The organism is Thiobacillus denitrificans ATCC 25259 (genome assembly GCF_000012745.1).
Lineage (GTDB): Bacteria > Pseudomonadota > Gammaproteobacteria > Burkholderiales > Thiobacillaceae > Thiobacillus > Thiobacillus denitrificans_B.
The window spans coordinates 915,071-936,968 of the sequence record NC_007404.1 but is presented as its reverse complement, the minus strand read 5'-3'; the positions used below and the strand labels follow the sequence as shown (position 1 = coordinate 936,968).

Genomic DNA, 21,898 nt, shown 5'->3' with positions numbered 1-21,898 from the left:
TACGGGCGCGGCCGGCGACCCTTCTGCCAGGGCGGCGAGACGCTATCATGCGAGTTCTCCGTCGTAACCCAAGCTCATGTCAGGCCCCGCGTCGCTCTATCCGCCGATCACCCCCTACGCCAGCGGCCTGCTCGAGACCGACGGCGTCCACCGCATCTACTGGGAAACCTCGGGCAACCCCGCAGGCATCCCCGTGCTCTTCGTCCACGGTGGCCCGGGGGCCGGCACGTCGGCCAACCAGAGACGCTTCTTCGATCCCGCGCGCTACCGCATCGTGCTGTTCGATCAGCGCGGCTGCGGCCGCTCGACGCCGCACGGCGAACTCGCCGACAATACGACGCCGCACCTCATCGCCGACATGGAAGCGCTGCGCGACGAACTCGACGTCGCCTCATGGCTCGTGTTCGGCGGCTCCTGGGGATCGACGCTCGCGCTGGCCTATGCCCAGGCTCATCCCGAGCGCTGCCGCGGCCTCGTGCTGCGTGGCATCTTCCTCTGCCGCCCGCAGGAGATCGACTGGTTTCTCTACGGGATCCGCAGCTTTTTCCCCGAAGCGCAGCGCCAGCTCGCGGAATTCATCCCCGAAGACGAGCGTGACGATCTGCTCGTCGCCTACCATCGCCGCCTGGTCGATCCCGATCCGGCCGTGCATCGCCCGGCCGCTTGGCAGTGGGCGACCTTCGAGGCCTCGTGCTCGACGCTGCTGCCGAGTGCCGAACTCGTCGCCGCGTTCGGCAGCGAACGGACCGCGCTCTCGTTGTCGCGCATCGAGGCGCACTACTTCGTCAATGGCATCTTCCTTCCCGACGACAGCCTGCTCGCCAACGTCGCGCGCATCCGCCACATCCCCGCGCTGATCGTGCAGGGTCGCTACGACGCCGTCTGCCCGATCACCTCGGCCGACGACCTCGCGCGGGCCTGGCCCGAAGCGCACTACCAGGTCGTGCCGGACGCGGGCCACTCGGCGTTCGAGCCCGGCATCGCCCGTGCACTGGTCGCCGCCTGCGACCGCTTCGCTGCCACCGGAGCCCTGATCTGATGACGCTCTCGCCCCACGTCTTCGACGCCACCGCCGACAATTTCAATCGCCTGGTTCTGGAGAATTCGCACAAGGGACCCGTGCTGGTCCACTTCTGGACCCCGAAGGCCGGGCCCTGCTTCGTGCTGATGCCGCGGCTCGTGCGGCTCGCGGCCGAGTACGGCGGCAAGTTCCTGCTGGTGATGCTGAACGCCGAGGAGCTTCCGCAACTCGCACAGCGCTTCGCCGTGAACTCGGTTCCGACCGTGAAATTCTTCTGGCGCGGCGAAGTCGCGCACACGATCCACGGCGCCGAGCCCGACAGCACTTTTCGCGAAGCTCTCGACCGCTTCATCGCCGGCGACGCCAACCGCGCGCATGCTCTCGGCGTCGCCGCGTGGCAGGCCGGCAAACTGTCGGAGGCGCGCATGCTGCTCGCCAACGCCGCCATGGCCGAGCCGGACAATCTCGACATTCCGCGCGACCTCGCCAAGCTGCTATGGGCCGAAGGCGACGGCGATCAGGCGCTGAAACTGCTCGAGAGCCTGCCGCCCGAGGCACGCAAGGACGCGCGCATCGCACCGCTCCACGCCCACCTGCGCCTGGCCGAGACCGCGCGCCAGGCGCCTGCACTCGCCACACTCGACGAGCACATAGCAAGCCAGCCTGACGACATCGAGACGCACTATCAGCGCGCCGCCGTGCTGCTGGCGGGCGACGACTACGCGGGCGCGATGGACGAACTGCTGTTCATCGCACGCACCGATCGCGACTTCGGCCAGGATATCGGCCGCATCAGCCTGCTCGCGTTGTTCGACCTGCTCGGCAGCGCCGATCCGCTGACGCTCAAATACCGGCGCCTGCTGTCCGAGTCGCTGCATTGAACTTCGCGCATCCGGCCTTCACGCCCTACCGCGAACTCGTCGCCGAACTCGCACTGCCGCACGGCCTGCCGACGCTCGACGCGCTGAACGCCTCGGCCGCTGCACGCAACATAAGGAATGCCGCCGGCCGGCCGCTGCGTTTCGTCGAATCGAGCGGCCGGCTTTCCGCCCGCGCCTACGAAACGGCGATCCTGCAGACCGGCGCCGTTCCCACGCGTTCGACGACCTGGCACGACGTGTTGAACGCGCTGGTCTGGCTGCGCTTCCCGCAGTTCAAGGGCACGCTGAACGCGGCCCACGGCGCCGCGATCGCGACCGAGGATGGGGCCGTGCGCGGGCCGGCGCGCGATGCGCTGACGGTGCTCGACGAGTCGGGCGTCTGGGTGGCGAGCCGCTCGCCGGCCTTGCCGCGATTGCTGCGCGAGCGTGCGTGGCACGCTCTTTTCTGGGAAGCGCGCGCGGAGGTCGAGCGCGACATGGCTTTCATCGTGGTCGGCCACGCGCTGCTCGAGAAGGCGCTCACGCCTTATCCGGCGATGACGGGGAAATGTCTGGTCCTGCACGCCGAGACGCTCGACGCCGCCGCGCTCGACGCAACCGCGGCGCGTGAACTCGTGCAGATCGCGCGTCCGCGTGCGCTCCCGCCCCTGCCGGTGCAAGGCATCCCGGGCTGGGACCCGGCCAACGCGGCGGCCGGCTATTACGCGAACGTGGAGATCTTTCGCCCCTTGCGCGATCCACCGTGCTGCGCGCGCGACGAAACGCTTGCCGGCGCGGGACGCTGACCCGCAGCCGCGCCTTCGGTGCGATTCAACTGTTCAGATGACCGGGGCCGGCAGCTCGCCGCCGGTGACCCAGGCCTGCGCGGCTTCGAGTTCGTCGAACAGCCGGATGTCGGCTGACATGAACATGCGGTTGACCCACATGCTCCACGCGACCCATTCGTCGCCGGTGAGGATCGCGATGCGCCCGAAGTCGTTCTTGTGCTCGCGCGAAAACTTCAGTTCCTCCCACGCGACGTCGACGCTGTACGACAGCATGTCGCGCAGATCGAACAACAGGTTGACCTTGCCCTCGAATGCGATGCCGTGGGCGACCGCCTCCTCGAACTCGCGATAGTCGGCGAGCGTGAACTGGCCCATCACGGTGACGGCAATCAGGTTTTGGTCCACATCCAGGCTGATCATGACGGTCTCCTCAACAGTCTTTCCACTATAGCGACTCGGGTCGCGCCGGCGCCGACGCGCGCACGGCCCAGATGCCGGCGCCGGCGATGACGGCCATGCCGGCCCAGGTCAGCGGCGGCAGACGCTCGCCGAACAGTACCACGCCGTAGAGAGCGGAAAAGCCGACGGTGCTGTAGGCGAGCGCGCCGACCGTGAGCGTGTGCCCGCGGTGGTAGGCGCGGGTCAGGGCGAGTTGCGCAAGCGTCGCCGTGACGCCGATGCCGACAAGCCACGGCCAATCGCTCGGGTGCGGGAAATGAAATCCGGCGAGCGCCATCCATAGCGCCCCGCCCACGGTCGACAGCAGCGTGAAGTAGAACACGACGCGCCACTCGGGCTCGCCGAGCTTGCCGAGGCGTTTGACGTTGACGTAGGCGACCGCGGCGAGCATGCCGGAGGCAAGCCCGGCGAGCGCGGGCTGCCAGGCCTGGTTGTCCATCTGCGGGCGCAGCAGCAACACGACGCCGACGAAGCCGAGCAGCACCGCGCCGGTCACCCCGCGGCCGTGGCGTTCGCGCAGCCACCACGCCGACAGGGCCGCGAGAAACAGCGGCGCGGTGTAGTTGAGGGTGACGGCCGTGGCGAGCGGCAGCCGGCTCAACGCGTAAAAAAACAGCACCAGCGCGAGAAATCCGGAGAGCCCGCGCCAGACGTGCGTTCCGGCGTGTACTGTCGCGAAGGGCGCGAGCAGCCGGCGTTGGCCGACCGCGATCATCGCCCAGATCGCGAGCAGGCCGAAGGCCGAGCGGTAGAACACGAGCTCGGGCGCCGAGAAATTTTGCGACGCGTGCTTCACCAGCACGCCCATCAACGCGAACAGCGCCGCCGCGACGAGCATCCAGCCCGACGTCATGTCGCCTGGACGAAAAAAACGGGCGGCAACGGCCGCCCGTCCGGGTTCGTGCGTGCGCTCATCCGAGGTGAGGTTCGATCTCGCGCCGCAGGAAGGCATGGAAATGCATCATGCCGTCCTCGAGCGGCGACTGGTAGGGGCCGGTCTCCGAGATTCCCTGCTTGTACAGCGCGCGCCGCCCGGCGTGCATACGCGCGCAGATGTCCTCGTCCTCGACTGCCGTTTCCTCGTACGCGGCCTGCTCGGCCTCGACGAAGGCACGCTCGAACAGCACGATGTCCTCCGGGTAGTAGAACTCGACGACGTTGCTGCACGACTCGACGCCGGTCGGCACGATCGACGACACGACGAGCACGTGCGGGTACCACTCGACCATGAGGCCGGGATAGTAGGTCAGCCAGATCGAGCCGTGCGCCGGGATCGCGCCGCGATCATAGGCCAGCACCTGCTCGTGCCATTTCCGGTAGGCCGGCGAGCCCGGCTTGGCGAGGCCGCGGTTCACGCCCACGGTCTGCACCGACCACCAGTCTCCGTATTCCCACTTGAGGTCGTCGCAGGTGACGAAGTGACCGAGGCCCGGGTGATAGGGGGCGACGTGGTAGTCCTCGAGGTAAACCTCGATGAAGGTCTTCCAGTTGCATGCGTAATGCGTCACCTGCACGCGGTCGAGCATGAATCCGGAAAAGTCCAGTTCGCGCGCGACCTGCATGCCGGCGAGATCGGCCTTGACGTCGCGCTCGCCGGCGAACAGCAGTCCCTGCCAGTTCTGCAGGCCGGTCCGGCCGAGGTTCAGACAGGGGTTGCCGGGAAACTCCGGCGCACCCAGCAGTTGGCCCTGCCGATCGTAGGTCCAGCGATGCACCGGGCAGACGATGTTGTCGGAGGGCAGCTTGCCGCGGCCCGTGAGCATCAGCGCCTGGCGATGGCGGCAGACGTTAGAGAGGAGTTCGACACCCGATCCGCTGTTGACGAGCATCTTGCCGCCGTCGAACATTTCGAGCGCATGATAGTCGCCCGGCTCGGGCACCATGAGCTGGTGCCCGGCGTAGCCCGGCCCGCGCTTGAATAGATGGGTCAATTCCAGGTCGTAGATGACCGGATCGAAGTACCAGGAAACTGGCAGTTGAGGCGAAGTTAGCGACAAGGCGCTGGATTCGGCGAGATCGCTCACGGCGTACCCTACTCAGAACCGAGCCCCCTCCAGGAATTCCCGGAGCGGCAAGTGTGACCCACCGGATTTACCGGGTGAACCCCCGGCTTCCGAGCCAGGGCAAGCGCGAAATTCTAGCATAGGCGTCTCGCCCGAAGCGCTGTCTGCGCGCGCCTTGCGGCAGGTCTGTCGCGCTTTGCCGGCGCGCGGGCGCGGCGCTTGCTACGGATTCGTGCGCCCCGGCCGGCCTCCCCCTTCGGCAGGCGGAAGTAAGTGCCGATCGCGCCGCCCCGCGGATCAAACCCGCGCGCCCTGCGAGCCGAATTTGTTAAAGTAGCGTTCTTTGCCCCAGCCGGATGAATTGAATGGCCAAGCCACGGGCTGCCGCCGCACCCAAAGACTACGAGTCCGCGCTCGCCGAACTCGAAGCGATCGTGGCCGAGATGGAAGCGGGCCAACTCCCGCTCGAGGCCTCGCTCGTCGCCTACCGACGCGGCGCCGAACTGTTGCAGTACTGCCGCCAGCAGCTGGCCGACGCCGAGCAGCAGGTCCGGATTCTCGAAAACGGAACGCTTCAGCCTTTCAATCCCCAAGACAGTGATGAGTGATTTTTCCGCCTGGACACAGGCATGCCAGGCGCGTATCGAACACGTGCTGGCCGAGCGGCTGCCGCCGTCCGACATTGCACCGAAGCGGCTGCACGAGGCCATGCGCTACGCGGTGCTGGGCGGCGGAAAACGCGTGCGTCCGCTGCTGGCGTTCGCCGCCGGCGACGTCACGGGCGCCGCCGTCGAACAGGTGCAGCACGCGGCGGCCGCGGTCGAATTGATTCACGCCTATTCGCTCGTTCACGACGACATGCCGGCGATGGACGACGACGCGCTGCGCCGCGGCAAGCCCACCGTCCATGTCGAGTTCGACGAGCCGACCGCGCTGCTCGTGGGCGACGCGCTGCAGAGCCTCGCCTTCGACATCCTGGCGAGCCCCGGACTGGCGCAGGCCGCTTCGACGCAACTCGCGATGGTGCAGCTGCTGGCCCGGGCGTCCGGCTCGCGCGGCATGGCCGGCGGCCAGGCGATCGACCTCGCGAACGTCGGCAAGTCTCTCGACCTCACCGAACTCGAATTCATGCACATCCACAAGACGGGCGCCCTGATCCGCGCGTCGGTCCTGCTCGGCGCCGAGTGCGGCACGCTGTCGGAGCCTGCGCGCACGGCGCTCGACCATTACGCGAAATGCATCGGCCTCGCCTTCCAGGTCGTCGACGATGTGCTCGACGCCGAGGCGTCGACCGCGACGCTCGGCAAAACCGCGGGCAAGGACGCGGCGAACAACAAGCCGACCTACGTCAGTCTGCTCGGCGTCCAACGCGCCCGCGAACGGGCCCTGGAATTGCGCGCCGACGCCTGCGCCGCGCTCGATCCGCTCGGTCCGTCCGCGCGACGCCTGCGCGAGCTGGCGGATTTCGTCGTCGAGCGGACGTTCTGACATGCCGGCGTCGCTGCTCGACACGATAGAAAGCCCGGCCGATCTGCGCGCCCTGCCCGCCGCCGAGCTGCCCGGGCTCGCCGCGGAAGTGCGCGCCTTCCTCATCGATTCGGTCGCCGGCACCGGCGGCCATCTCGCCTCCAACCTCGGCGCCGTGGAACTCACGCTCGCGCTGCATTACGTATTCGACACGCCGCGTGACCGCATCGTCTGGGACGTCGGGCACCAGAGCTACACCCACAAGATACTCACCGGCCGGCGCGACGCGATGCAGGGGCTCCGGCAACGCGGCGGGATCGCCGGTTTCCCGCGCCGGGCCGAGAGCGAGTTCGACGCCTTCGGCACCGGACATTCGAGCACGTCAATCTCGGCGGCCCTCGGGATGGCCGAAGCCTTCCATCAACTCGGCTCCGACCAGCGCGCGGTTGCGGTGATCGGCGACGGCGCGATGACCGCGGGCATGGCCTTCGAGGCGCTCAACAACGCCGGTGCGACCGAACTGCCGCTGCTCGTGGTCCTGAACGACAACGACATGTCGATTTCGCCAAACGTCGGCGCGCTGAACAACTACCTCGCGCGCCTGATGTCGGGCCGCTTCTACGCCGCCGCGCGGCGCGCCGGCGACAAGGTCTTGTCGGTCGCGCCGCCGATCCGCGAGCTCGCCAAGCGTGCCGAGGAACATATGAAGGGCATGGTGACGCCCGGCACCTTGTTCGAGGAATTCGGCTTCAACTACATCGGACCGATCGACGGCCACGACCTCGACGTGCTGGTCAACACGCTGCGCAATATTCGCCACCTGCGCGGGCCGCAGTTCCTGCACGTCGTCACCCGCAAGGGCAAGGGTTACACGCCCGCCGAAACGAATCCCTGCCTCTACCACGGCGTCGCGCGCTTCGACCCCGCCGCTGGCGTCGCCGAAAAACGCGCGGGCAAGCCGAGCTACACCGAGGTATTCGGCGACTGGCTGTGCGACATGGCGGCGTCCGACCCGCGTCTCGTCGGCATCACGCCGGCGATGCGCGAAGGCTCCGGCCTGGTGCGCTTTTCGCAGGAATTCCCCGAGCGCTATTTCGACGTCGGCATCGCCGAACAGCACGCGCTGACCTTCGCCGCAGGCCTCGCCTGCGAGGGCGTCAAGCCCGTCGTCGCGATCTATTCGACCTTCCTGCAGCGCGCCTACGATCAACTGATCCACGACATCGCGCTGCAGAATCTGCCTGTGACGCTCGCGATCGACCGCGCCGGCCTCGTCGGCGCGGACGGGCCGACGCACGCCGGCAGCTTCGATCTGTCGTTTTTGCGCTGCGTGCCCGATCTCGTGATCGCCGCACCTTCCGACGAGAACGAATGCCGTCGCCTGCTCAGCACGGCCTTCCTGCACGACGGGCCGGCGGCCGTTCGTTATCCGCGTGGCTGCGGCACCGGTGCGGCGATCGAACCCGGGCTCGAACCGGTCGAGATCGGCAAGGGCGTGTGCCGCCGCCGGGGTCGCGACGTCGCCCTGCTCGCTTTCGGCAGCCTCGTCGCCCCCGCCCTGACTGCCGCGGAGCGGCTCGATGCGACGGTCGCCGACATGCGCTTCGTCAAGCCGCTCGACGTCGACCTCGTGGGCGAGCTCGCAGCGGGCCACCGCCTGCTCGTGACGCTCGAGGAAAACGCGGTGGCCGGCGGTGCCGGTGCGGCCGTGGCGGAACTCCTGGCACAGCTCGGAATCGTCGTCCCCGTCCTGCAGTTGGGACTGTCGGACGTGTTCATCGAGCACGGCGACGCTGCCGCGATGCTCGCCGCCTGCGGCCTCGACGCCCCCGGGATCGAGCGCGCCGTGAGTGAGCGCCTCGCCGCGCTACCGGAGTAAAGCAGCCCCGCGCGCGGGGCTCGGCTAAGTCCGAGTAGTTTACTCAACTATTATGGCAGTTTATACTTGGTCTAAATTGCCATCGAGGAGCCTTCCATGAACGAGATTTGCGACACCGCCGTTTGCATGCCAGACGTGCAAAGCTCGGCCGATACCCGGCAAATCGCCATCGACAAGGTCGGCATCAAGAGCATTCGCCATCCCGTCCGCGTCGCCGACAAGGCCGACGGCGTGCAGCACACGATCGCGAATTTCAACATGTACGTATTCCTGCCCCATAACTTCAAGGGCACGCACATGTCGCGTTTCATCGAAATCCTCAACACGCGCGAGCGCGAAATCTCGGTCGAGAATTTCGAGGGCATGCTGCGGCAGATGGTCGAGCGCCTGGAAGCCGAATCGGGCTACATCGAGATGACGTTCCCCTACTTCATCAACAAGTCGGCGCCCGTGTCCGGCGTGCAGAGCATGCTCGACTACGAAGTCACCTTCGTCGGCGCGATCGAGAACGGCCAGTACACGCACACCACGAAGGTCGTCGTGCCGGTGACCAGCCTGTGCCCCTGCTCGAAGAAAATTTCCGAATACGGTGCGCACAACCAGCGCTCGCACGTCACCGTCACGGCGAAAACCCGCGGCTTCCTGTGGATCGAGGATCTCGTGCGCAAGGTCGAGGATCAGGCGTCGTGCGAACTGTTCGGCCTGCTCAAGCGCCCGGACGAGAAATACGTCACCGAGCGCGCCTACGACAATCCGAAGTTCGTCGAGGACATCGTGCGCGACGTCGCGGCGGCGATGAATGCCGAGCCGCTGATCGACGCCTACGTGGTCGAGGCGGAGAACTTCGAGTCGATCCATAACCACAGCGCCTACGCGCTGATCGAGCACGACAAGCGCAAAAAATAGGCGCCTGCGACCTGGCCGCTACAGCGGTCGTCGTCAGTAGCGACGCGTCAGCGTCATCGTCTGGCCGTCGCGCGTCATGTCCATCCGGTTGAGAAAGCTCATGCCGAGCAGGGGTACGTCGAGTCCGCTTTCGACGACCAGCCCCTCGACCTGATTGACGCTGATACCGCCCACCTTCACCGTGTGGAACGTCACCCGCCAAGCCGGCACGGCGCCCGCGGCCGTGTTGACGCGCGCGGCCGTGCCGCTGCGGTAGTCGAGCCCGAGCCGGCGGGCTTCCGCCGCACCGATCGCGACCGCGGTAGCGCCGGTGTCGACCAGAAACGTGATCGGGTACCCGTTCAGCGCGCCATTCGCCGCGAAGTGACCGCGCGCATCGGCCGTCAGCGAAACCGACTGGCGCGCGGCCGTCTGAGCGCCCCCGGCAAACGACTGTCCCATGCCAAGGCTGCGGCGCTCTCCGTCGACATCCACCGCGACGCGGTCCGAGTCGGCGGCGATCAAGGTCACGCCGCTTACCGTCTGGCCGCGGCTCAGCGTGAGCGGCTTGCCGCCGTCAATGCTGACGATGGCCTTGTCCCTGAAGAGGCCGACCACGGCCACGCTGGTCGCTGACACCGCGGTGCACGCAAACACGCCGGCGGTTAAGATGAACGCCCGGATTCCCTGCTTGAAGACCATCATGCATCCTGTTCTGATTTTTCAGCACTCCCCGATCGAGGGGCCCGGCTACTTCGCGAGCTTTCTCGACCGCCACGACATTCCCTGGCACCTGGTCCGTATCGACGCCGGCGAACCCGTGCCCTCCGCACTTAACGGCGTTTCCGGCGTCTGCTTGATGGGCGGACCAATGAGCGTGAACGACGATCTGCCCTGGATATCGCCTTTGCTCGCGTTGATCCGGCAGGCAGTGGCAGCGGACATACCCGTGATCGGCCATTGCCTGGGCGGCCAACTGATGGCCAAGGCACTTGGCGCGGGCGTCGGCGCAAATCCGGTCAAGGAAATCGGCTGGGGCGAGGTACGGGTCACCGACCCCGCCGCGGGCCCCTGGCTCGGGGACGACGCCGAGCCGCTACAGGTCTTCCACTGGCACGGCGAAACCTTCGCGCTGCCGGCGGGTGCGACGCGCATCCTCGAAAGCGCGTGGTGCGCGAACCAGGCTTACGTGCTGAACGGCATCCACCTCGGCATGCAGTGCCACATCGAGATGACGCCTGAACTCATCGCCACCTGGTGCGAACACGGGGCGGACGAAATCGCCGGGGCGCGCGAAAGCCCGGCCGTGCAGGCCCCCGAAACCATCGCAGCCGAGACGGTCGAACGCATCGCGCCGCTTCACAGGCTCGCCGACAAAATTTATTCCCGCTGGATTCAAGGGCTTAGCCGCTGACCGTGCGGCCGGCTCGAGGAGACGCTGGACAGCGGCACGGCGCGGCGTAGGATAGGCATCGGAAGCACATCCAGTCTGAGCACCATCTGAAACGGAGGAGTTATGCAAAACGTCGACTACGCCAATTTCGATTTCGGTGAACGCCTCAACGGCTTCGTCCGCGAGTTGATGAACTACGGCGGCGCGCCGCGTACCGAAGCCGACCTGACCGAAGGTCAGAAAGTCTTCGTCCGCGCCGTCAAGCGCGAGATGGTCAAATACGCGGATCCGAACCGCCAGGGCTACCCGCATAACCTGCTCGAGCAGATGGAATCCTTCACCCGCACCGTCGGCGACCTGCACAATTCCTACTTCGATTCGGGGATGCGCAAGGTAAGCGATTGCCTCTACAACCGCTGGAAAACGCTGTACGAGGACACGAAAAAACTGGCCGCTGCGGGCGCCGCGAACAGGCCCGCCTGGGTCGACGTCATCAAGACCGAGCCGACGGACATGCCCGCGTTCTTCGACGCATAAGCCATTGTTTCAGAATAAAAAAGCCCGGACTATCCGGGCTTTTTTATCGCCTCGACTAAATCAAACCCGCTTATCCTCAAATAAAAATAAAGCATTATTCACGCGTTCTGGCCGGTGCTATTCTGCCCCAACTCTGAAATACCCCCATCCAGTCTGAGGAGACCCGCACCATGTCCAAACTCGTACGCCCCCACGGTGGCGGTGAACTCAAACCCCTGCTGCTGACGGGCGACGCACTCTCCGCCGAAAAGGCGCGCGCGGCCTCGCTGCCCCAACTCAAGATGAGCTCCCGCGAAACCGGCGACCTGATCATGATGGGCATCGGCGGCTTCACCCCGCTCGATGGCTTCATGACCAAGTCCGACTGGCAGGGCGTATGCGACGGCTACAAGATGACCAACGGCCTGTTCTGGCCCATTCCGATCACGCTTTCGACCGACGACGAGTCGATCAAGGACGGCGACGAGCTCGCCCTGGTCGACGCCGAGACCGGCGAAATCATGGGCACGATGAAGGTGACCGACAAGTACACCATCGACAAGGCCCACGAGTGCATGCAGGTGTACAAGACGACCGACATGGAGCACCCCGGCGTCAAGATGGTCATGGCGCAGGGCAAATACAACCTGGCCGGCCCGGTCAAGGTGCTGTCGACGGGCAACTTCAAGGAAGAGTACGGCGAGCAGTTCATGACCCCCGCGGAGACCCGCGCCAAGTTCGAACAGATGGGATGGAGCCGCGTCGCCGCCTTCCAGACCCGCAACCCGATGCACCGCAGCCATGAATATCTGGCGAAGATCGCGATCGAGACGATGGATGGCGTGCTGGTCCACTCGCTGCTCGGCGCGCTCAAGCCCGGCGACATCCCGGCCGAGGTGCGCTCGGAAGCGATCGCGACCCTGATCGACAACTACTTCGCCCCCAACACCGTGATCCAGGCCGGCTACCCGCTCGACATGCGCTACGCCGGTCCGCGCGAGGCCCTGCTGCACGCCCTGTTCCGCCAGAATTACGGCTGCTCGCACCTGATCGTTGGCCGCGACCACGCCGGTGTCGGCGATTACTACGGCCCCTTCGACGCGCAGAAGATCTTCGACGAGATCCCCAAGGGTTCGCTCGAGACCGTGAACATGAACATCGACTGGACCTTCTGGTGCAAGAAGTGCGGCGGCATGGCCAGCCAGCGCACCTGCCCGCACACCAAGGACGACCGCATCCTGCTGTCCGGCACCAAGGTCCGCGCGATGCTCTCCGAAGGGCAGGATCTGCCGGTCGAATTCAGCCGCCCCGAAGTCGCGAAGGTCTTGCAGAAATACTACGCGGGGCTCTCTGCAGAGCAGAACGTCAAGGTCGAATTGAAGGGACATTCGGCGGCGTGAATTTTCGGGCGGCTGCGGCCACCCGTTGCCTGTCCGGGATCGGGGACAGGGAGAGTTTTAGGACACGAGCCTACCGGAAGCGGATTCGCGACACGCCCCGGCCAAGGACGGGTTCAGTTCTAAATGGACCGCGACGTACGCGGATTGTTAGCTAACTTTAGGAGACTGTAATGCCAACCTACGTTCGTACCGACAAGTGCGACGGCTGCAAAGGTCAGGACAAGACCGCTTGCATGTACATCTGCCCGCACGATCTGATGAAGCTGGACAAGGACGGTTCGGAAACTGGCCACGCCATGCGCGCCTTCAACCAGGAGCCCGAGCAGTGCTGGGAGTGCTATTCCTGCGTCAAGATCTGCCCGCAGCAAGCGATCGAAGCCCGTCACTACGCCGACGTCGTGCCTCTGGGTGGCATGGTGCAGCCCCTGCGCGGCTCCGACTCGATCATGTGGACCATCAAGTTCCGCAACGGCACGCTCAAGCGCTTCAAGTTCCCGATCCGCACGACGCCCGAAGGCTCGATCGATCCCTTCGGCGGCAAGCCCACGGCCAAGCTCGCCGACCTCACGGCAACCGGCTTCTTCACCGGCTCGGCCGACGGCGGCATCACCAAGGGCTACCGTCCGGGCAATCCCGCTGAACTGATTCGCAAGTAATTTAGAGAGGTAAACGAAATGGCTGGAGAATTTGGTAATCCCGAAGTTGTCCAAGAGGACGTCGACGTCCTTCTGATCGGTGGTGGCATGGCATGCTGCGGCGCCGGTTACGAAATCATGCGCTGGGCCGACGCCGCCAAGGCGGAGCTGGGCATGGACCTCAAGATCAAGCTGGTCGACAAGGCCGCGATGGACCGTTCCGGCGCCGTGGCGCAGGGCCTGTCCGCGATCAACACCTACATCGGTTCCGAGCAGGATCCCGCCGACTATGCCCGCATGGTCTCCAACGACCTGATGGGCATCACCCGCGACGACCTGGCCTACGACCTGGGCCGCAACGTCGACGATTCGGTGCACCTGTTCGAAGAATGGGGCCTGCCGATCTGGAAAACCGACGAAAACGGCGAGCGCCACGACGGCGCCCAGGGCCTGCCCGCGCTGAAGGACGGCGGCAAGCCCGTACGTTCCGGCAAATGGCAGATCATGATCAACGGCGAGTCCTACAAATGGATCGTTGCAGAAGCCACCAAAAAAGCGCTCGGCATGGATCGCATCGAAGAGCGCATCTTCATCGTCAAGCTGGTCAACGACAAGAACGACCCGAGCCGCATCGCCGGTGCCGTCGGTTTCTCGACCCGCGACCACAAGGTCGTCGTCTACAAGGCCAAGGCCATCCTGCTGGCTGCCGGTGGCTGCGTGAACATCTTCCGCCCGCGCTCCGTCGGCGAAGGTACCGGCCGTGCCTGGTACCCGGTGTGGAACGCCGGCTCGACCTACGCCATGGCTGCCGAAGCCGGCGCCGAGCTGACGATGATGGAAAACCGTTTCGTTCCCGCCCGCTTCAAGGACGGTTACGGCCCGGTCGGCGCCTGGTTCCTGCTGTTCAAGGCCCAGGCCGTCAACGCCTACGGCGAAGTCTACATGCAGAAGAACAAGGAACTGCTGAACGACTACCCCCCCTACGGCCAGGCTGCGGTGCCGGCCTCCTGTCTGCGCAACCACCTGATGCTGAAGGAAATGCAGGAAGGCCGCGGCCCCATCTACATGGACACCGTGACCGCGTTGGCGAAGCTGCGTGAAACCCTGACCCCGCGCGAAGTGAAGCACCTCGAGGCCGAAGCCTGGGAAGACTTCCTCGACATGTGCGTCGGCCAGTGCGGCATCTGGGTGGGCGAGAACATCGAGCCGGAGAAGAAGAACTCCGAATTGATGCCGACCGAGCCCTACCTGCTGGGTTCCCACTCCGGCTGCTGCGGCATCTGGGTGTCGGGCCCCGAGGACGTCGGCGCTCCCACCGACGAAGCCCACGCCGATGCGGCCAAGATCCCGGCTCACTTGCCCAAGGGCTGGAACTGGGGCTATCGCTCGATGACCACGGTCAAGGGTCTGTTCACCGCCGGCGACGGCGTGGGCGCATCCGGCCACAAGTTCTCCTCCGGCTCGCACGCCGAAGGTCGCATGTGCGCCAAGTCCATGGTCAAGTACTGCATCGACAACAAGGACTGGAAGCCGGAACTCGACACCCCCGTCGAGCAACTGGTGGAAGAGATCTACAAGCCGGTGCGCACCTTCCTCGAGCACAAGGACTACACCACGGCGATCGACGTCAACCCCAACTACATCACCCCCAAGATGCTGCAGTTCCGTCTGCAGAAAATCATGGACGAGTATGTTGCCGGCGTCGCGACCTACTACAAGACCAACGCCAACATGCTGGCCGTGGCCGAAGACAAGCTCGGCATGCTGAAGGAAGACGCCGAGAAGATGCGTGCGAAGGACCTGCACGAGCTGCTGCGCGCGTGGGAAAACTACCACCGCATCCTGACGGCCGAAGCCCACATGAAGCACATCCAGTTCCGCGAAGAAAGCCGTTACCCCGGCTTCTACTACCGCATGGACAAGAACTTCGTCGATGAGGAAAACTGGCACTGCTTCGTGAACTCGGTCTACGACAAGAACTCCAAGCAGTGGAACTGCTTCAAGCGTGCCCACGTGGATCTGGTCGACAAGTCCAAGCTGTTCAAGCCCGCTGCCCACTAATCGCTTAGTATTGCAGTGAACTCCGGGCGCCTCCATGGCGCCCGGTTTTTTTCCGGCTTCAATAGCTGCAATGCGAGCAAGGTTGTTCAGCATCCAGCCGAAAGCGCGTACCCTACGCACTCCCGACTGTGTGTTATTTGATTTTTGAAGTGAGGGGCCGTGCCCCATGAGGTTGAACCATGAATGAAGCCGAATTCAAAGACCTGATCGAAGACTCCCCGTTCGCGGGCAGCCCGGTCAAACCCACCATGCTGGCCGAAGACGCCAAGCTGCAGTTCCGCTGCCATCGCGACGTCAAGTGCTGGAATGCCTGCTGCAGCAACATCGACATTCCTTTGACCCCCTACGACGTCCTGCGTCTGAAAAAGCGCCTGGACATGTCGTCCGGCGAATTCCTCAAGCAGTACTCGGTGCCGTTCGAGATGGACAAGGACGGCATGCCCGGCATCAAACTGAACCCGGTCGAAGGCGGTACTGCCTGCCAGTTCATGACGCCGGAAGGCTGCGGCGTCTACGAAGACCGCCCCACCGCCTGCCGCTATTACCCGGTGGCGCTGTTGACCATGCGCCGTTCGGACGAGTACGTCGACCGCAGCGCCTACGCGCTGGTGAGGGAACCCCACTGCCTTGGCCACTTCGAGGATAAGATCCAGACCATCGAGGAATACCGCCACGAACAGGGCGTTGACGAGTACGACCGGAAAGGGCATGCATGGCGCCAGCTGGTGGTCAAGCGCAAATCGGCCGGCCCTGCCATCGGCAAGCCGACTCCGGTTTCCAACCAGTTGTTCTTCATGGCGAGCTACGACGTCGACCGCTTCCGTGCCTTCGTCATGAGCCCGAGTTTCAACGACACCTACGACATTCCGGTCGAAATCATGGCGACGCTCATCGCCGACGACGAAGCCCTGCTCGATTTCGGCCTGAACTTCCTGCGCCACGCGCTGTTCGGCGAAAAATTCGTCGAGGAGCGGCCGGACGCCTACGAGAAGCGTCTCGCCCGTCGCCGGGCTCTGGCCGAGCAGGAGAAGGAAGCCGCATTCCAGCAGAAGATGGCGCTGGAGGACGACAAATATTCAGCCGATCACTGAGACCATGCGCCGCCTGCTCGCCTCTGCCGTCCTCGCCGCTCTGCTGCTGCCGCCTGTAGCCGGCGCCGAGAGCCTCAACAAGTGCGTCGGCGCGGCGGGCGAGGTGACCTATTCGAATCTCCCATGCCGCGGCGCCCGGCACGTCGAGGCACTGCCGATCGACCCGCCACCCGAGCCGCCCGCCGGGGCCAAGGCGGCGCCCGTCGTCACGGCCACACCGACGCTCGATCGTGAGACCGGCCAGCCGGCGGCGGCAGGCATCCGCATGCGCCGGGTCGCGACGAGCGACGCACGACGCTGCGACGCGATCACTGAGAAACTCGGCCGCGTGACGGACACGATGGACCAGGCGCGACGCAAGGGCTACACCCTCGACGAGGCGGACAAATGGGGGCGCGAAATCAAGGATCTCCAACGCAAAAAGCAGCAGGCTGGCTGTTTCTGAGTCCATGAATGCGCGCACTCTCGACCCGACCGAGCGCCTGATCGAGAAGGAGCCCTATTACGAGCCTGTCGGCGAGGAAATCGCGCTCTTCGAGGCCGCCTATCGACAGCGGATTCCCGTACTGCTGAAAGGCCCGACCGGCTGCGGCAAGACCCGTTTCATGGAACACATGGCGTGGCGCCTGCAGCGGCCGCTGATCACCGTTTCCTGCCATGACGATCTCACCGCGTCGGACCTCGTCGGGCGTTATCTGGTCAAGGGCGGCGAAACGGTCTGGGTCGACGGGCCGCTGACGCGCGCCGTGCGTTGCGGCGGCATCTGCTATCTCGACGAAATCGTCGAGGCGCGTAAGGACACGATGGTCGTGATCCATCCGCTCGCCGACGACCGCCGCACCCTGGCGATGGAGAAGCTCGGCCAGATGCTCGAGGCGCCCGCAGAATTCTGCCTGGCGATTTCCTACAACCCGGGCTACCAGAGCGTGTTGAAGGACCTCAAGCAGTCGACGCGGCAGCGTTTCGTCGCGCTCGAATTCGACTATCCCTCCGCCGCATTGGAGCAGCGTATCGTCGCCACCGAGTCCGGCGTGTCCGACGCCGTCGCCGACAAGCTCGTGCGGTTTGCGCAGATGACGCGCAACCTCAAAGGCAGCGGGCTCGAGGAAGGCGCGTCGACGCGCCTGCTCGTGCACGCCGGGAAACTGATCAGCGACGGGATCAGCCCGGTTACGGCGTGCAAATCGGCCGTCGCACAAGCGGTGACGGACGACGCGGACATGCTCAAGGCGATTCAGGAACTCTCCTCGTCCGTCTTCTGATGGCGCGGCCGCCGCTTTCCGCCGCCGACATGGAAGCCAGCCTCCATACCTGGCTGGAAACCGAGTTCACCTACTTCAAGGTCGAGGAGCTGGCCGGCGAACTCGCGGCGCTTGCGCGCGACGACCAGGACTTCATCCTCGGCTGGATCCGGCGGATCGCGTCGACGCACATCACGCTCGCCTGGCAATTCGGACGCCGCGCGCCGGCCCTGTTGCCGCGCATGGAACGGCGCCTGCTCGAGGCATGGGCCGTGCACACCTGCGACGTCTTCGACCGCACCGGCCTGCAGACCGCGCTCCGGGTCATGGAGCAGGTCGACAGCTTCGACCCGGCGCAGCACAAACACGACGCCGCCGGCGCACTGTTCGAGGATTTTGCGCCGGTCCTCGGCAATTTCGTCTGCGGCCTGTCGGGACGCCGGTTGCGCATCGAGGAAGGCGACAAGGCATGGACCGACGGCGAACGGATCGTGCTGCCGCCGCTCGTCGCCGAATTTTCCGACCGCGACGACAACTTTCAGCTCGCCAAGGTCATGGTCGCGCTCGCCTGGGCGCAGACCCGCTTCGGCACCTTGCGCGTCGACCATGCGCAGATCGCGGCGGGCTATGCCGACCCCGAGCGCGCGTTGAGCCGGCTCAACGCGCTCGAGACGCTTCGCTTGAGCGCCCGCATCGCGCGCGACCTGCCGGGACTCCACCGCGAGATGCAGCGTCTGGCGCGCGTCGCCGAGCCTCTGACTCCCGCGTGGCAGGCCTTCGCGGCGCGGCTCACGCGGGACGATGCGAGCATCGACGACAGCCTCGCGCTTCTCGCTGCGGCTTACGCCGAACCTGAGTCTCCGCGCTGGACTGGTCAGCTCGACCTGCGCCCCGACGCCGTCGCCGCGGCCCGCGCGGCACGCCTGGACAAGGAAAAGGCGCGGCTGCGCGTGCGGCTCGCCGAACTCCTCGAGGAGCAGGCCGAAAACCGCGCGTCGGCCGCTTCCCAAGATACGCATCCGCCAGCGGCCGAGGTCGAGCCGCGCGACGAAGGCGGCCAGCTCGACTTCGACATCACGCTCGACGGCGTTCCGCTCGCGCCGCCCGACGACGTCCGCCAACTGCTCACCTCGGTCTACCTCGATTTCGGCGAGATCCCACCCGAATACCTCACGCCGGCCGGCGAGGGCGAATACGATCCCAACCTGGTCTTCGACCGGCCCGAGGACCCCGACGCGGTGTGGCACGGCACCTATCACGAGAAAGGCGCGGAACTGTATCCGGAATGGGATCACGGCCGTCAGCATTACCGCAAGAACTGGTGCGTGATGCGGGAAAAGACCGTGCCGCCGATCCAGGACGATTTCTACCGCCAGACGCTGGTCAAGCATCAAGGCGCGGTCAAGCAGCTGCGCCGGAAATTCGAAGCCCTGCGCGACGAGAACCGGCTCGACCGGCGACAGACGCAGGGCGACGAGATCGACCTCGACGCGCTGGTCGAGGCCCTCGCCGACGCGAAGGACGGACGCGAAATGAGCGACCGGCTGTTCGTCCGGCTGCACCGCGCCGAACGCAACATCGCCGTCGCGTTCCTGGTCGACATGAGCGGCTCGACCAAAGGCTGGATCAACGAGGCCGAACGCGAGGCGCTGATCCTGCTGTGCGAAGCCCTCGAACTGCTCGGCGACCGCTACGCGATCTACGGTTTCTCGGGCACCACGCGCAAACGCTGCGAACTCTTCCGGATCAAGACCTTCGACGAGCCCTATGACGACGAGGTGAAGGCGCGCATCTCTGGGATACGCCCGCAGGAATACACGCGCATGGGCTTCGCGCTGCGTCACCTCAGCAAACTGCTCAACCAGGTCGACGCTCGGACCCGGGTGCTCGTGACGCTTTCGGACGGCCGTCCGGACGATTACTTCGACGTCTACCGCGGCGAGTACGGTGTCGAGGACACGCGCATGGCGCTGCTCGAGGCGAGCCGGACCGGCATCCACCCCTTCTGCATCACGCTCGACCGCGAGGCGCGCGATTACCTTCCGCACATGTACGGCGCCGCGCGCTACGTCCTTCTCGACGACGTGCGACAATTGCCGCTCAAGGTCACCGACATCTATCGACGCATCACGACATGAGCCTGGACGAACTCAAGGTAGGCTGTTTCTACAGCAACGGCGCCTACGGCAGGACCTGGGGCGTGCGTCAGCTCCTCGAAATCCTGACCGACGATGGCAGCGGCGCGCCCCGCGCCCGCTTCCGCGGCGTGGCGGGCGTATGTCGCCGCAAGAAAGGCCACTGCAGTCCGGCAGAATTCGCACAGTGGGCGAAGCACCGGGTCGAACTGCTGGAAAACGACTGGAAGCGCGCACCCGACGAACCCGCGACGTCCTGAAGGCGGTGCACCCGCCGCCAGCCGGAGTCAGCTGGCGGGCGGGGCCGGGTCTTCGGCCTCGTGCCGCGGCGCAAGCATCCCGAGGTAGTCCATCACGGCGTAGGTCAGCGCGCTGCAACCGCTGCCGTCGAGCGCCGAGATCGCAAAAACCGGCCCATTCCAGCCATAATCCTCGACGAATTTCGCGACGACCGCTTCGCGCTCGCCTTCATCGACCATGTCGAGTTTATTGAGGACGAGCCAGCGCGGCTTCTCGTAGAGCGCCTGGTCGTACTTGCGCAGTTCCTCGACGATCGCGCGCGCCTCGTGCACGGGATCGCCGGCTTCCCAGCGCGGCGAAATGTCGACCAGATGCAGCAGCAGGCGCGTGCGCTGCAAATGGCGGAGGAACTGGTGGCCAAGGCCCGCGCCCTCCGCCGCCCCCTCGATCAGCCCGGGGATGTCGGCGATGACGAAGCTGCGTTCACTGTCGACGCGCACGACGCCCAGATTCGGCGCCAGCGTCGTGAACGGATAGTCCGCCACCTTGGGCCGGGCCGCCGAGACGGCGCGTATGAACGTCGACTTGCCCGCGTTCGGCATGCCGAGCAGACCCACGTCGGCCAGCACCTTCAACTCGAGCGCGAGCTCCCATTCCTCTCCCGGTTCGCCGAGTGTGTGCTGGCGCGGTGCGCGATTGGTGCTCGATTTGAAATGGATATTGCCCAATCCGCCCTTGCCACCTTTCGCCAGACACACGGTCTCGCCGTCCTCGGCGAGATCGGCGACGACTTCGCCGCTGTTGACGTCGCTGAACACCGTGCCGACCGGAACGCGGATCGTGAGGTCGTCGCCGGCCTTGCCGTAGCATTGCGCACCGCGGCCGTTCTCGCCCTTCTGCGCCTTGAAGATGCGCGTATAGCGAAATTCCACGAGCGTGTTGACATTGCGGTCGGCGACTGCGTAGACGCTGCCGCCGCGGCCGCCGTCGCCGCCGTCGGGTCCCCCCTTCGGGATGTACTTCTCGCGCCGAAACGAAGCGCTGCCGTCCCCGCCCTTGCCGGCCAGAACCGTAATCTTTGCTTCGTCGATGAATTTCATGGGAGTGTGTCCATAAACAAAAAAGCCCTATCCGGCGGACAGGGCTTTTTTCGCGGGAGGCGCTTCAGTTCAAGCGCGATCAGGCCGCGAGCGGCTCGATACGAACCACTTTCCGACGCGCCGCACCCTTGATCTCGAACTTGACCGTGCCGTCGGTCTTCGCGAACAAGGTGTGATCCTTGCCGATGCCGACGTTGTCGCCGGGGTGGAATTGGGTGCCGCGCTGACGCACGAGGATGTTTCCGGCCAGAACCACTTGACCGCCGAAACGCTTCACGCCCAGACGCTTCGACTCGGAATCGCGGCCGTTACGCGAGCTGCCGCCTGCTTTCTTGTGTGCCATGTCGTGTGCTCCTTATGCAGTGATGCCGCCGATTTGCACTTCGGTGAAGTACTGGCGATGGCCCTGGCTCTTGCGGTAGTGCTTGCGGCGGCGCATCTTGAAAATCTTGATCTTGTCGCCGCGGGCCTGGTTCAGCACGGTGGCGCTGACGGTTGCGCCGCGCAGCAGGGGCGCGCCCATCTTGATGTCGGCCCCGTCGCCAACCATCAACACTTGGTCGAAGGTGATCTCGCTGCCGACTTCGGCTTCGAGCTTCTCAATTTTAAGTTTGTCGCCGGCGCTCACGCGGTATTGCTTGCCGCCGGTTTTGATGACTGCGTACATGGGGGGTCTCCAACCAATACGAACCCAGGAAAACGCGAGATTCTAGCGGCTCCCCTC

24 protein-coding genes are annotated in these 21,898 nt (G+C 65.4%); 17 read left to right on the top strand and 7 right to left on the bottom strand.

The features are described from left to right. The first annotated feature begins 76 nt into the window (after positions 1–76). The 3 genes from pip to TBD_RS04485 are packed head-to-tail and all read left to right on the top strand — an operon-like array spanning position 77 to position 2,687. Complete coding sequence (pip, locus tag TBD_RS04495; RefSeq protein WP_011311399.1) at positions 77–1,039, top strand: prolyl aminopeptidase; 963 nt, start codon at positions 77–79, stop codon at positions 1,037–1,039. Then, positions 1,039–1,902, top strand: coding sequence for a tetratricopeptide repeat protein (locus TBD_RS04490; protein ID WP_011311398.1), 864 nt, complete (start codon positions 1,039–1,041; stop codon positions 1,900–1,902). Before pip ends, TBD_RS04490 begins: the two co-directional genes overlap by 1 nt. Continuing rightward, positions 1,899–2,687, top strand: coding sequence for a DUF3025 domain-containing protein (locus TBD_RS04485; protein ID WP_011311397.1), 789 nt, complete (start codon positions 1,899–1,901; stop codon positions 2,685–2,687). Before TBD_RS04490 ends, TBD_RS04485 begins: the two co-directional genes overlap by 4 nt. 33 nt (positions 2,688–2,720) lie before the next feature. Here the strand turns inward: TBD_RS04485 and TBD_RS04480 are convergent, their stop codons facing one another. From TBD_RS04480 to TBD_RS04470, 3 genes are read right to left on the bottom strand one after another with little or no spacing between them, the layout of a single operon-like run. Next, a complete protein-coding gene (locus TBD_RS04480) occupies positions 2,721–3,089 on the bottom strand; it encodes an STAS/SEC14 domain-containing protein (protein WP_011311396.1) in 369 nt (122 codons plus the stop codon). 25 nt (positions 3,090–3,114) lie between these two features. Then, positions 3,115–3,981, bottom strand: coding sequence for a DMT family transporter (locus TBD_RS04475; protein WP_011311395.1), 867 nt, complete (start codon positions 3,979–3,981; stop codon positions 3,115–3,117). Positions 3,982–4,039: 58 nt separating this feature from the next. Next, a complete protein-coding gene (locus tag TBD_RS04470) occupies positions 4,040–5,152 on the bottom strand; it encodes an aromatic ring-hydroxylating oxygenase subunit alpha (protein WP_011311394.1) in 1,113 nt (370 codons plus the stop codon). 344 nt (positions 5,153–5,496) lie between these two features. Between TBD_RS04470 and TBD_RS04465 the strand changes: the two genes are divergently transcribed. From TBD_RS04465 to folE2, 4 genes are all read left to right on the top strand, one after another. After that, on the top strand, positions 5,497–5,739 hold the full coding sequence (locus TBD_RS04465; RefSeq protein WP_011311393.1) for an exodeoxyribonuclease VII small subunit: 243 nt from the start codon (positions 5,497–5,499) through the stop codon (positions 5,737–5,739). Next, positions 5,732–6,619, top strand: coding sequence for a polyprenyl synthetase family protein (locus TBD_RS04460; RefSeq protein ID WP_041432357.1), 888 nt, complete (start codon positions 5,732–5,734; stop codon positions 6,617–6,619). Before TBD_RS04465 ends, TBD_RS04460 begins: the two co-directional genes overlap by 8 nt. Before the next feature lies 1 nt (position 6,620). Beyond that, positions 6,621–8,477 (top strand): 1-deoxy-D-xylulose-5-phosphate synthase, encoded by a 1,857-nt coding sequence (gene dxs / locus TBD_RS04455; protein WP_011311391.1) that lies wholly within the window; start codon positions 6,621–6,623, stop codon positions 8,475–8,477. Between the two features lie 96 nt (positions 8,478–8,573). Next, complete coding sequence (gene folE2 / locus TBD_RS04450; protein WP_011311390.1) at positions 8,574–9,383, top strand: GTP cyclohydrolase FolE2; 810 nt, start codon at positions 8,574–8,576, stop codon at positions 9,381–9,383. 33 nt (positions 9,384–9,416) lie between these two features. Here folE2 and TBD_RS04445 read toward each other — a convergent pair whose 3' ends face one another. Beyond that, positions 9,417–10,064: a retropepsin-like aspartic protease family protein gene (locus TBD_RS04445; protein WP_011311389.1), complete on the bottom strand. Its 648-nt coding sequence runs from the start codon at positions 10,062–10,064 to the stop codon at positions 9,417–9,419. Position 10,065: 1 nt separating this feature from the next. Here TBD_RS04445 and TBD_RS04440 point away from each other — a divergent pair, with 1 nt between their 5' ends. From TBD_RS04440 to TBD_RS04395, 10 genes are all read left to right on the top strand, one after another. Further along, positions 10,066–10,776, top strand: a complete 711-nt coding sequence (locus TBD_RS04440) for a type 1 glutamine amidotransferase (RefSeq protein WP_011311388.1) — start codon at positions 10,066–10,068, stop codon at positions 10,774–10,776. Positions 10,777–10,878: 102 nt separating this feature from the next. Beyond that, positions 10,879–11,292 carry a hypothetical protein gene (locus TBD_RS04435; RefSeq protein ID WP_011311387.1) on the top strand — a complete coding sequence of 138 codons (414 nt, stop codon included), beginning with the start codon at positions 10,879–10,881 and terminating at the stop codon, positions 11,290–11,292. Positions 11,293–11,462: 170 nt separating this feature from the next. Then, positions 11,463–12,671, top strand: a complete 1,209-nt coding sequence (gene sat / locus TBD_RS04430; protein WP_011311386.1) for a sulfate adenylyltransferase — start codon at positions 11,463–11,465, stop codon at positions 12,669–12,671. A gap of 170 nt (positions 12,672–12,841) precedes the next feature. Next, positions 12,842–13,327 (top strand): adenylyl-sulfate reductase subunit beta, encoded by a 486-nt coding sequence (gene aprB / locus TBD_RS04425; protein ID WP_011311385.1) that lies wholly within the window; start codon positions 12,842–12,844, stop codon positions 13,325–13,327. A gap of 18 nt (positions 13,328–13,345) precedes the next feature. Beyond that, a complete protein-coding gene (gene aprA / locus TBD_RS04420) occupies positions 13,346–15,367 on the top strand; it encodes an adenylyl-sulfate reductase subunit alpha (RefSeq protein ID WP_011311384.1) in 2,022 nt (673 codons plus the stop codon). Positions 15,368–15,546: 179 nt separating this feature from the next. Beyond that, a complete protein-coding gene (locus TBD_RS04415; RefSeq protein WP_011311383.1) occupies positions 15,547–16,458 on the top strand; it encodes a YkgJ family cysteine cluster protein in 912 nt (303 codons plus the stop codon). A 4-nt stretch (positions 16,459–16,462) separates the two neighbouring features. Further along, complete coding sequence (locus tag TBD_RS04410; protein WP_011311382.1) at positions 16,463–16,903, top strand: DUF4124 domain-containing protein; 441 nt, start codon at positions 16,463–16,465, stop codon at positions 16,901–16,903. Between the two features lie 4 nt (positions 16,904–16,907). Beyond that, positions 16,908–17,720: a CbbQ/NirQ/NorQ/GpvN family protein gene (locus TBD_RS04405; RefSeq protein ID WP_011311381.1), complete on the top strand. Its 813-nt coding sequence runs from the start codon at positions 16,908–16,910 to the stop codon at positions 17,718–17,720. Between the two features lie 29 nt (positions 17,721–17,749). Then, entirely contained in the window at positions 17,750–19,837 is a 2,088-nt protein-coding gene (locus tag TBD_RS04400; protein WP_238376495.1) for a nitric oxide reductase activation protein NorD, read from the top strand. Beyond that, entirely contained in the window at positions 19,834–20,094 is a 261-nt protein-coding gene (locus TBD_RS04395) for a hypothetical protein (RefSeq protein ID WP_011311379.1), read from the top strand. Before TBD_RS04400 ends, TBD_RS04395 begins: the two co-directional genes overlap by 4 nt. A 27-nt stretch (positions 20,095–20,121) precedes the next feature. On the opposite strand, the gene cgtA is transcribed toward TBD_RS04395, so the two are convergent. The 3 genes from cgtA to rplU form a co-directional block, all read right to left on the bottom strand. After that, positions 20,122–21,174: an Obg family GTPase CgtA gene (gene cgtA, locus TBD_RS04390; RefSeq protein WP_011311378.1), complete on the bottom strand. Its 1,053-nt coding sequence runs from the start codon at positions 21,172–21,174 to the stop codon at positions 20,122–20,124. 79 nt (positions 21,175–21,253) lie between these two features. Next, positions 21,254–21,517, bottom strand: coding sequence for a 50S ribosomal protein L27 (gene rpmA / locus TBD_RS04385; RefSeq protein ID WP_011311377.1), 264 nt, complete (start codon positions 21,515–21,517; stop codon positions 21,254–21,256). A 12-nt stretch (positions 21,518–21,529) separates the two neighbouring features. Continuing rightward, positions 21,530–21,841: a 50S ribosomal protein L21 gene (rplU, locus tag TBD_RS04380; RefSeq protein ID WP_011311376.1), complete on the bottom strand. Its 312-nt coding sequence runs from the start codon at positions 21,839–21,841 to the stop codon at positions 21,530–21,532. Positions 21,842–21,898: the final 57 nt, after the last annotated feature.

Bases quoted from the DNA above. Each gene is read 5' to 3' on its own strand.
- dxs (WP_011311391.1), top strand. From the start codon at position 6,621: ATGCCGGCGTCGCTGCTCGACACGATAGAAAGCCCGGCCGATCTGCGC.
- TBD_RS04410 (WP_011311382.1), top strand. From the start codon at position 16,463: ATGCGCCGCCTGCTCGCCTCTGCCGTCCTCGCCGCTCTGCTGCTGCCG.
- pip (WP_011311399.1), top strand. From the start codon at position 77: ATGTCAGGCCCCGCGTCGCTCTATCCGCCGATCACCCCCTACGCCAGC.
- TBD_RS04480 (WP_011311396.1), bottom strand. From the start codon at position 3,089: ATGATCAGCCTGGATGTGGACCAAAACCTGATTGCCGTCACCGTGATG.
- cgtA (WP_011311378.1), bottom strand. From the start codon at position 21,174: ATGAAATTCATCGACGAAGCAAAGATTACGGTTCTGGCCGGCAAGGGC.
- rpmA (WP_011311377.1), bottom strand. From the start codon at position 21,517: ATGGCACACAAGAAAGCAGGCGGCAGCTCGCGTAACGGCCGCGATTCC.
- TBD_RS04400 (WP_238376495.1), top strand. From the start codon at position 17,750: ATGGAAGCCAGCCTCCATACCTGGCTGGAAACCGAGTTCACCTACTTC.
- TBD_RS04440 (WP_011311388.1), top strand. From the start codon at position 10,066: ATGCATCCTGTTCTGATTTTTCAGCACTCCCCGATCGAGGGGCCCGGC.
- TBD_RS04415 (WP_011311383.1), top strand. From the start codon at position 15,547: ATGAATGAAGCCGAATTCAAAGACCTGATCGAAGACTCCCCGTTCGCG.
- TBD_RS04395 (WP_011311379.1), top strand. From the start codon at position 19,834: ATGAGCCTGGACGAACTCAAGGTAGGCTGTTTCTACAGCAACGGCGCC.
- TBD_RS04475 (WP_011311395.1), bottom strand. From the start codon at position 3,981: ATGACGTCGGGCTGGATGCTCGTCGCGGCGGCGCTGTTCGCGTTGATG.
- folE2 (WP_011311390.1), top strand. From the start codon at position 8,574: ATGAACGAGATTTGCGACACCGCCGTTTGCATGCCAGACGTGCAAAGC.
- aprB (WP_011311385.1), top strand. From the start codon at position 12,842: ATGCCAACCTACGTTCGTACCGACAAGTGCGACGGCTGCAAAGGTCAG.
- TBD_RS04435 (WP_011311387.1), top strand. From the start codon at position 10,879: ATGCAAAACGTCGACTACGCCAATTTCGATTTCGGTGAACGCCTCAAC.
- TBD_RS04405 (WP_011311381.1), top strand. From the start codon at position 16,908: ATGAATGCGCGCACTCTCGACCCGACCGAGCGCCTGATCGAGAAGGAG.
- sat (WP_011311386.1), top strand. From the start codon at position 11,463: ATGTCCAAACTCGTACGCCCCCACGGTGGCGGTGAACTCAAACCCCTG.
- TBD_RS04460 (WP_041432357.1), top strand. From the start codon at position 5,732: ATGAGTGATTTTTCCGCCTGGACACAGGCATGCCAGGCGCGTATCGAA.
- TBD_RS04490 (WP_011311398.1), top strand. From the start codon at position 1,039: ATGACGCTCTCGCCCCACGTCTTCGACGCCACCGCCGACAATTTCAAT.
- TBD_RS04465 (WP_011311393.1), top strand. From the start codon at position 5,497: ATGGCCAAGCCACGGGCTGCCGCCGCACCCAAAGACTACGAGTCCGCG.
- aprA (WP_011311384.1), top strand. From the start codon at position 13,346: ATGGCTGGAGAATTTGGTAATCCCGAAGTTGTCCAAGAGGACGTCGAC.
- rplU (WP_011311376.1), bottom strand. From the start codon at position 21,841: ATGTACGCAGTCATCAAAACCGGCGGCAAGCAATACCGCGTGAGCGCC.
- TBD_RS04445 (WP_011311389.1), bottom strand. From the start codon at position 10,064: ATGGTCTTCAAGCAGGGAATCCGGGCGTTCATCTTAACCGCCGGCGTG.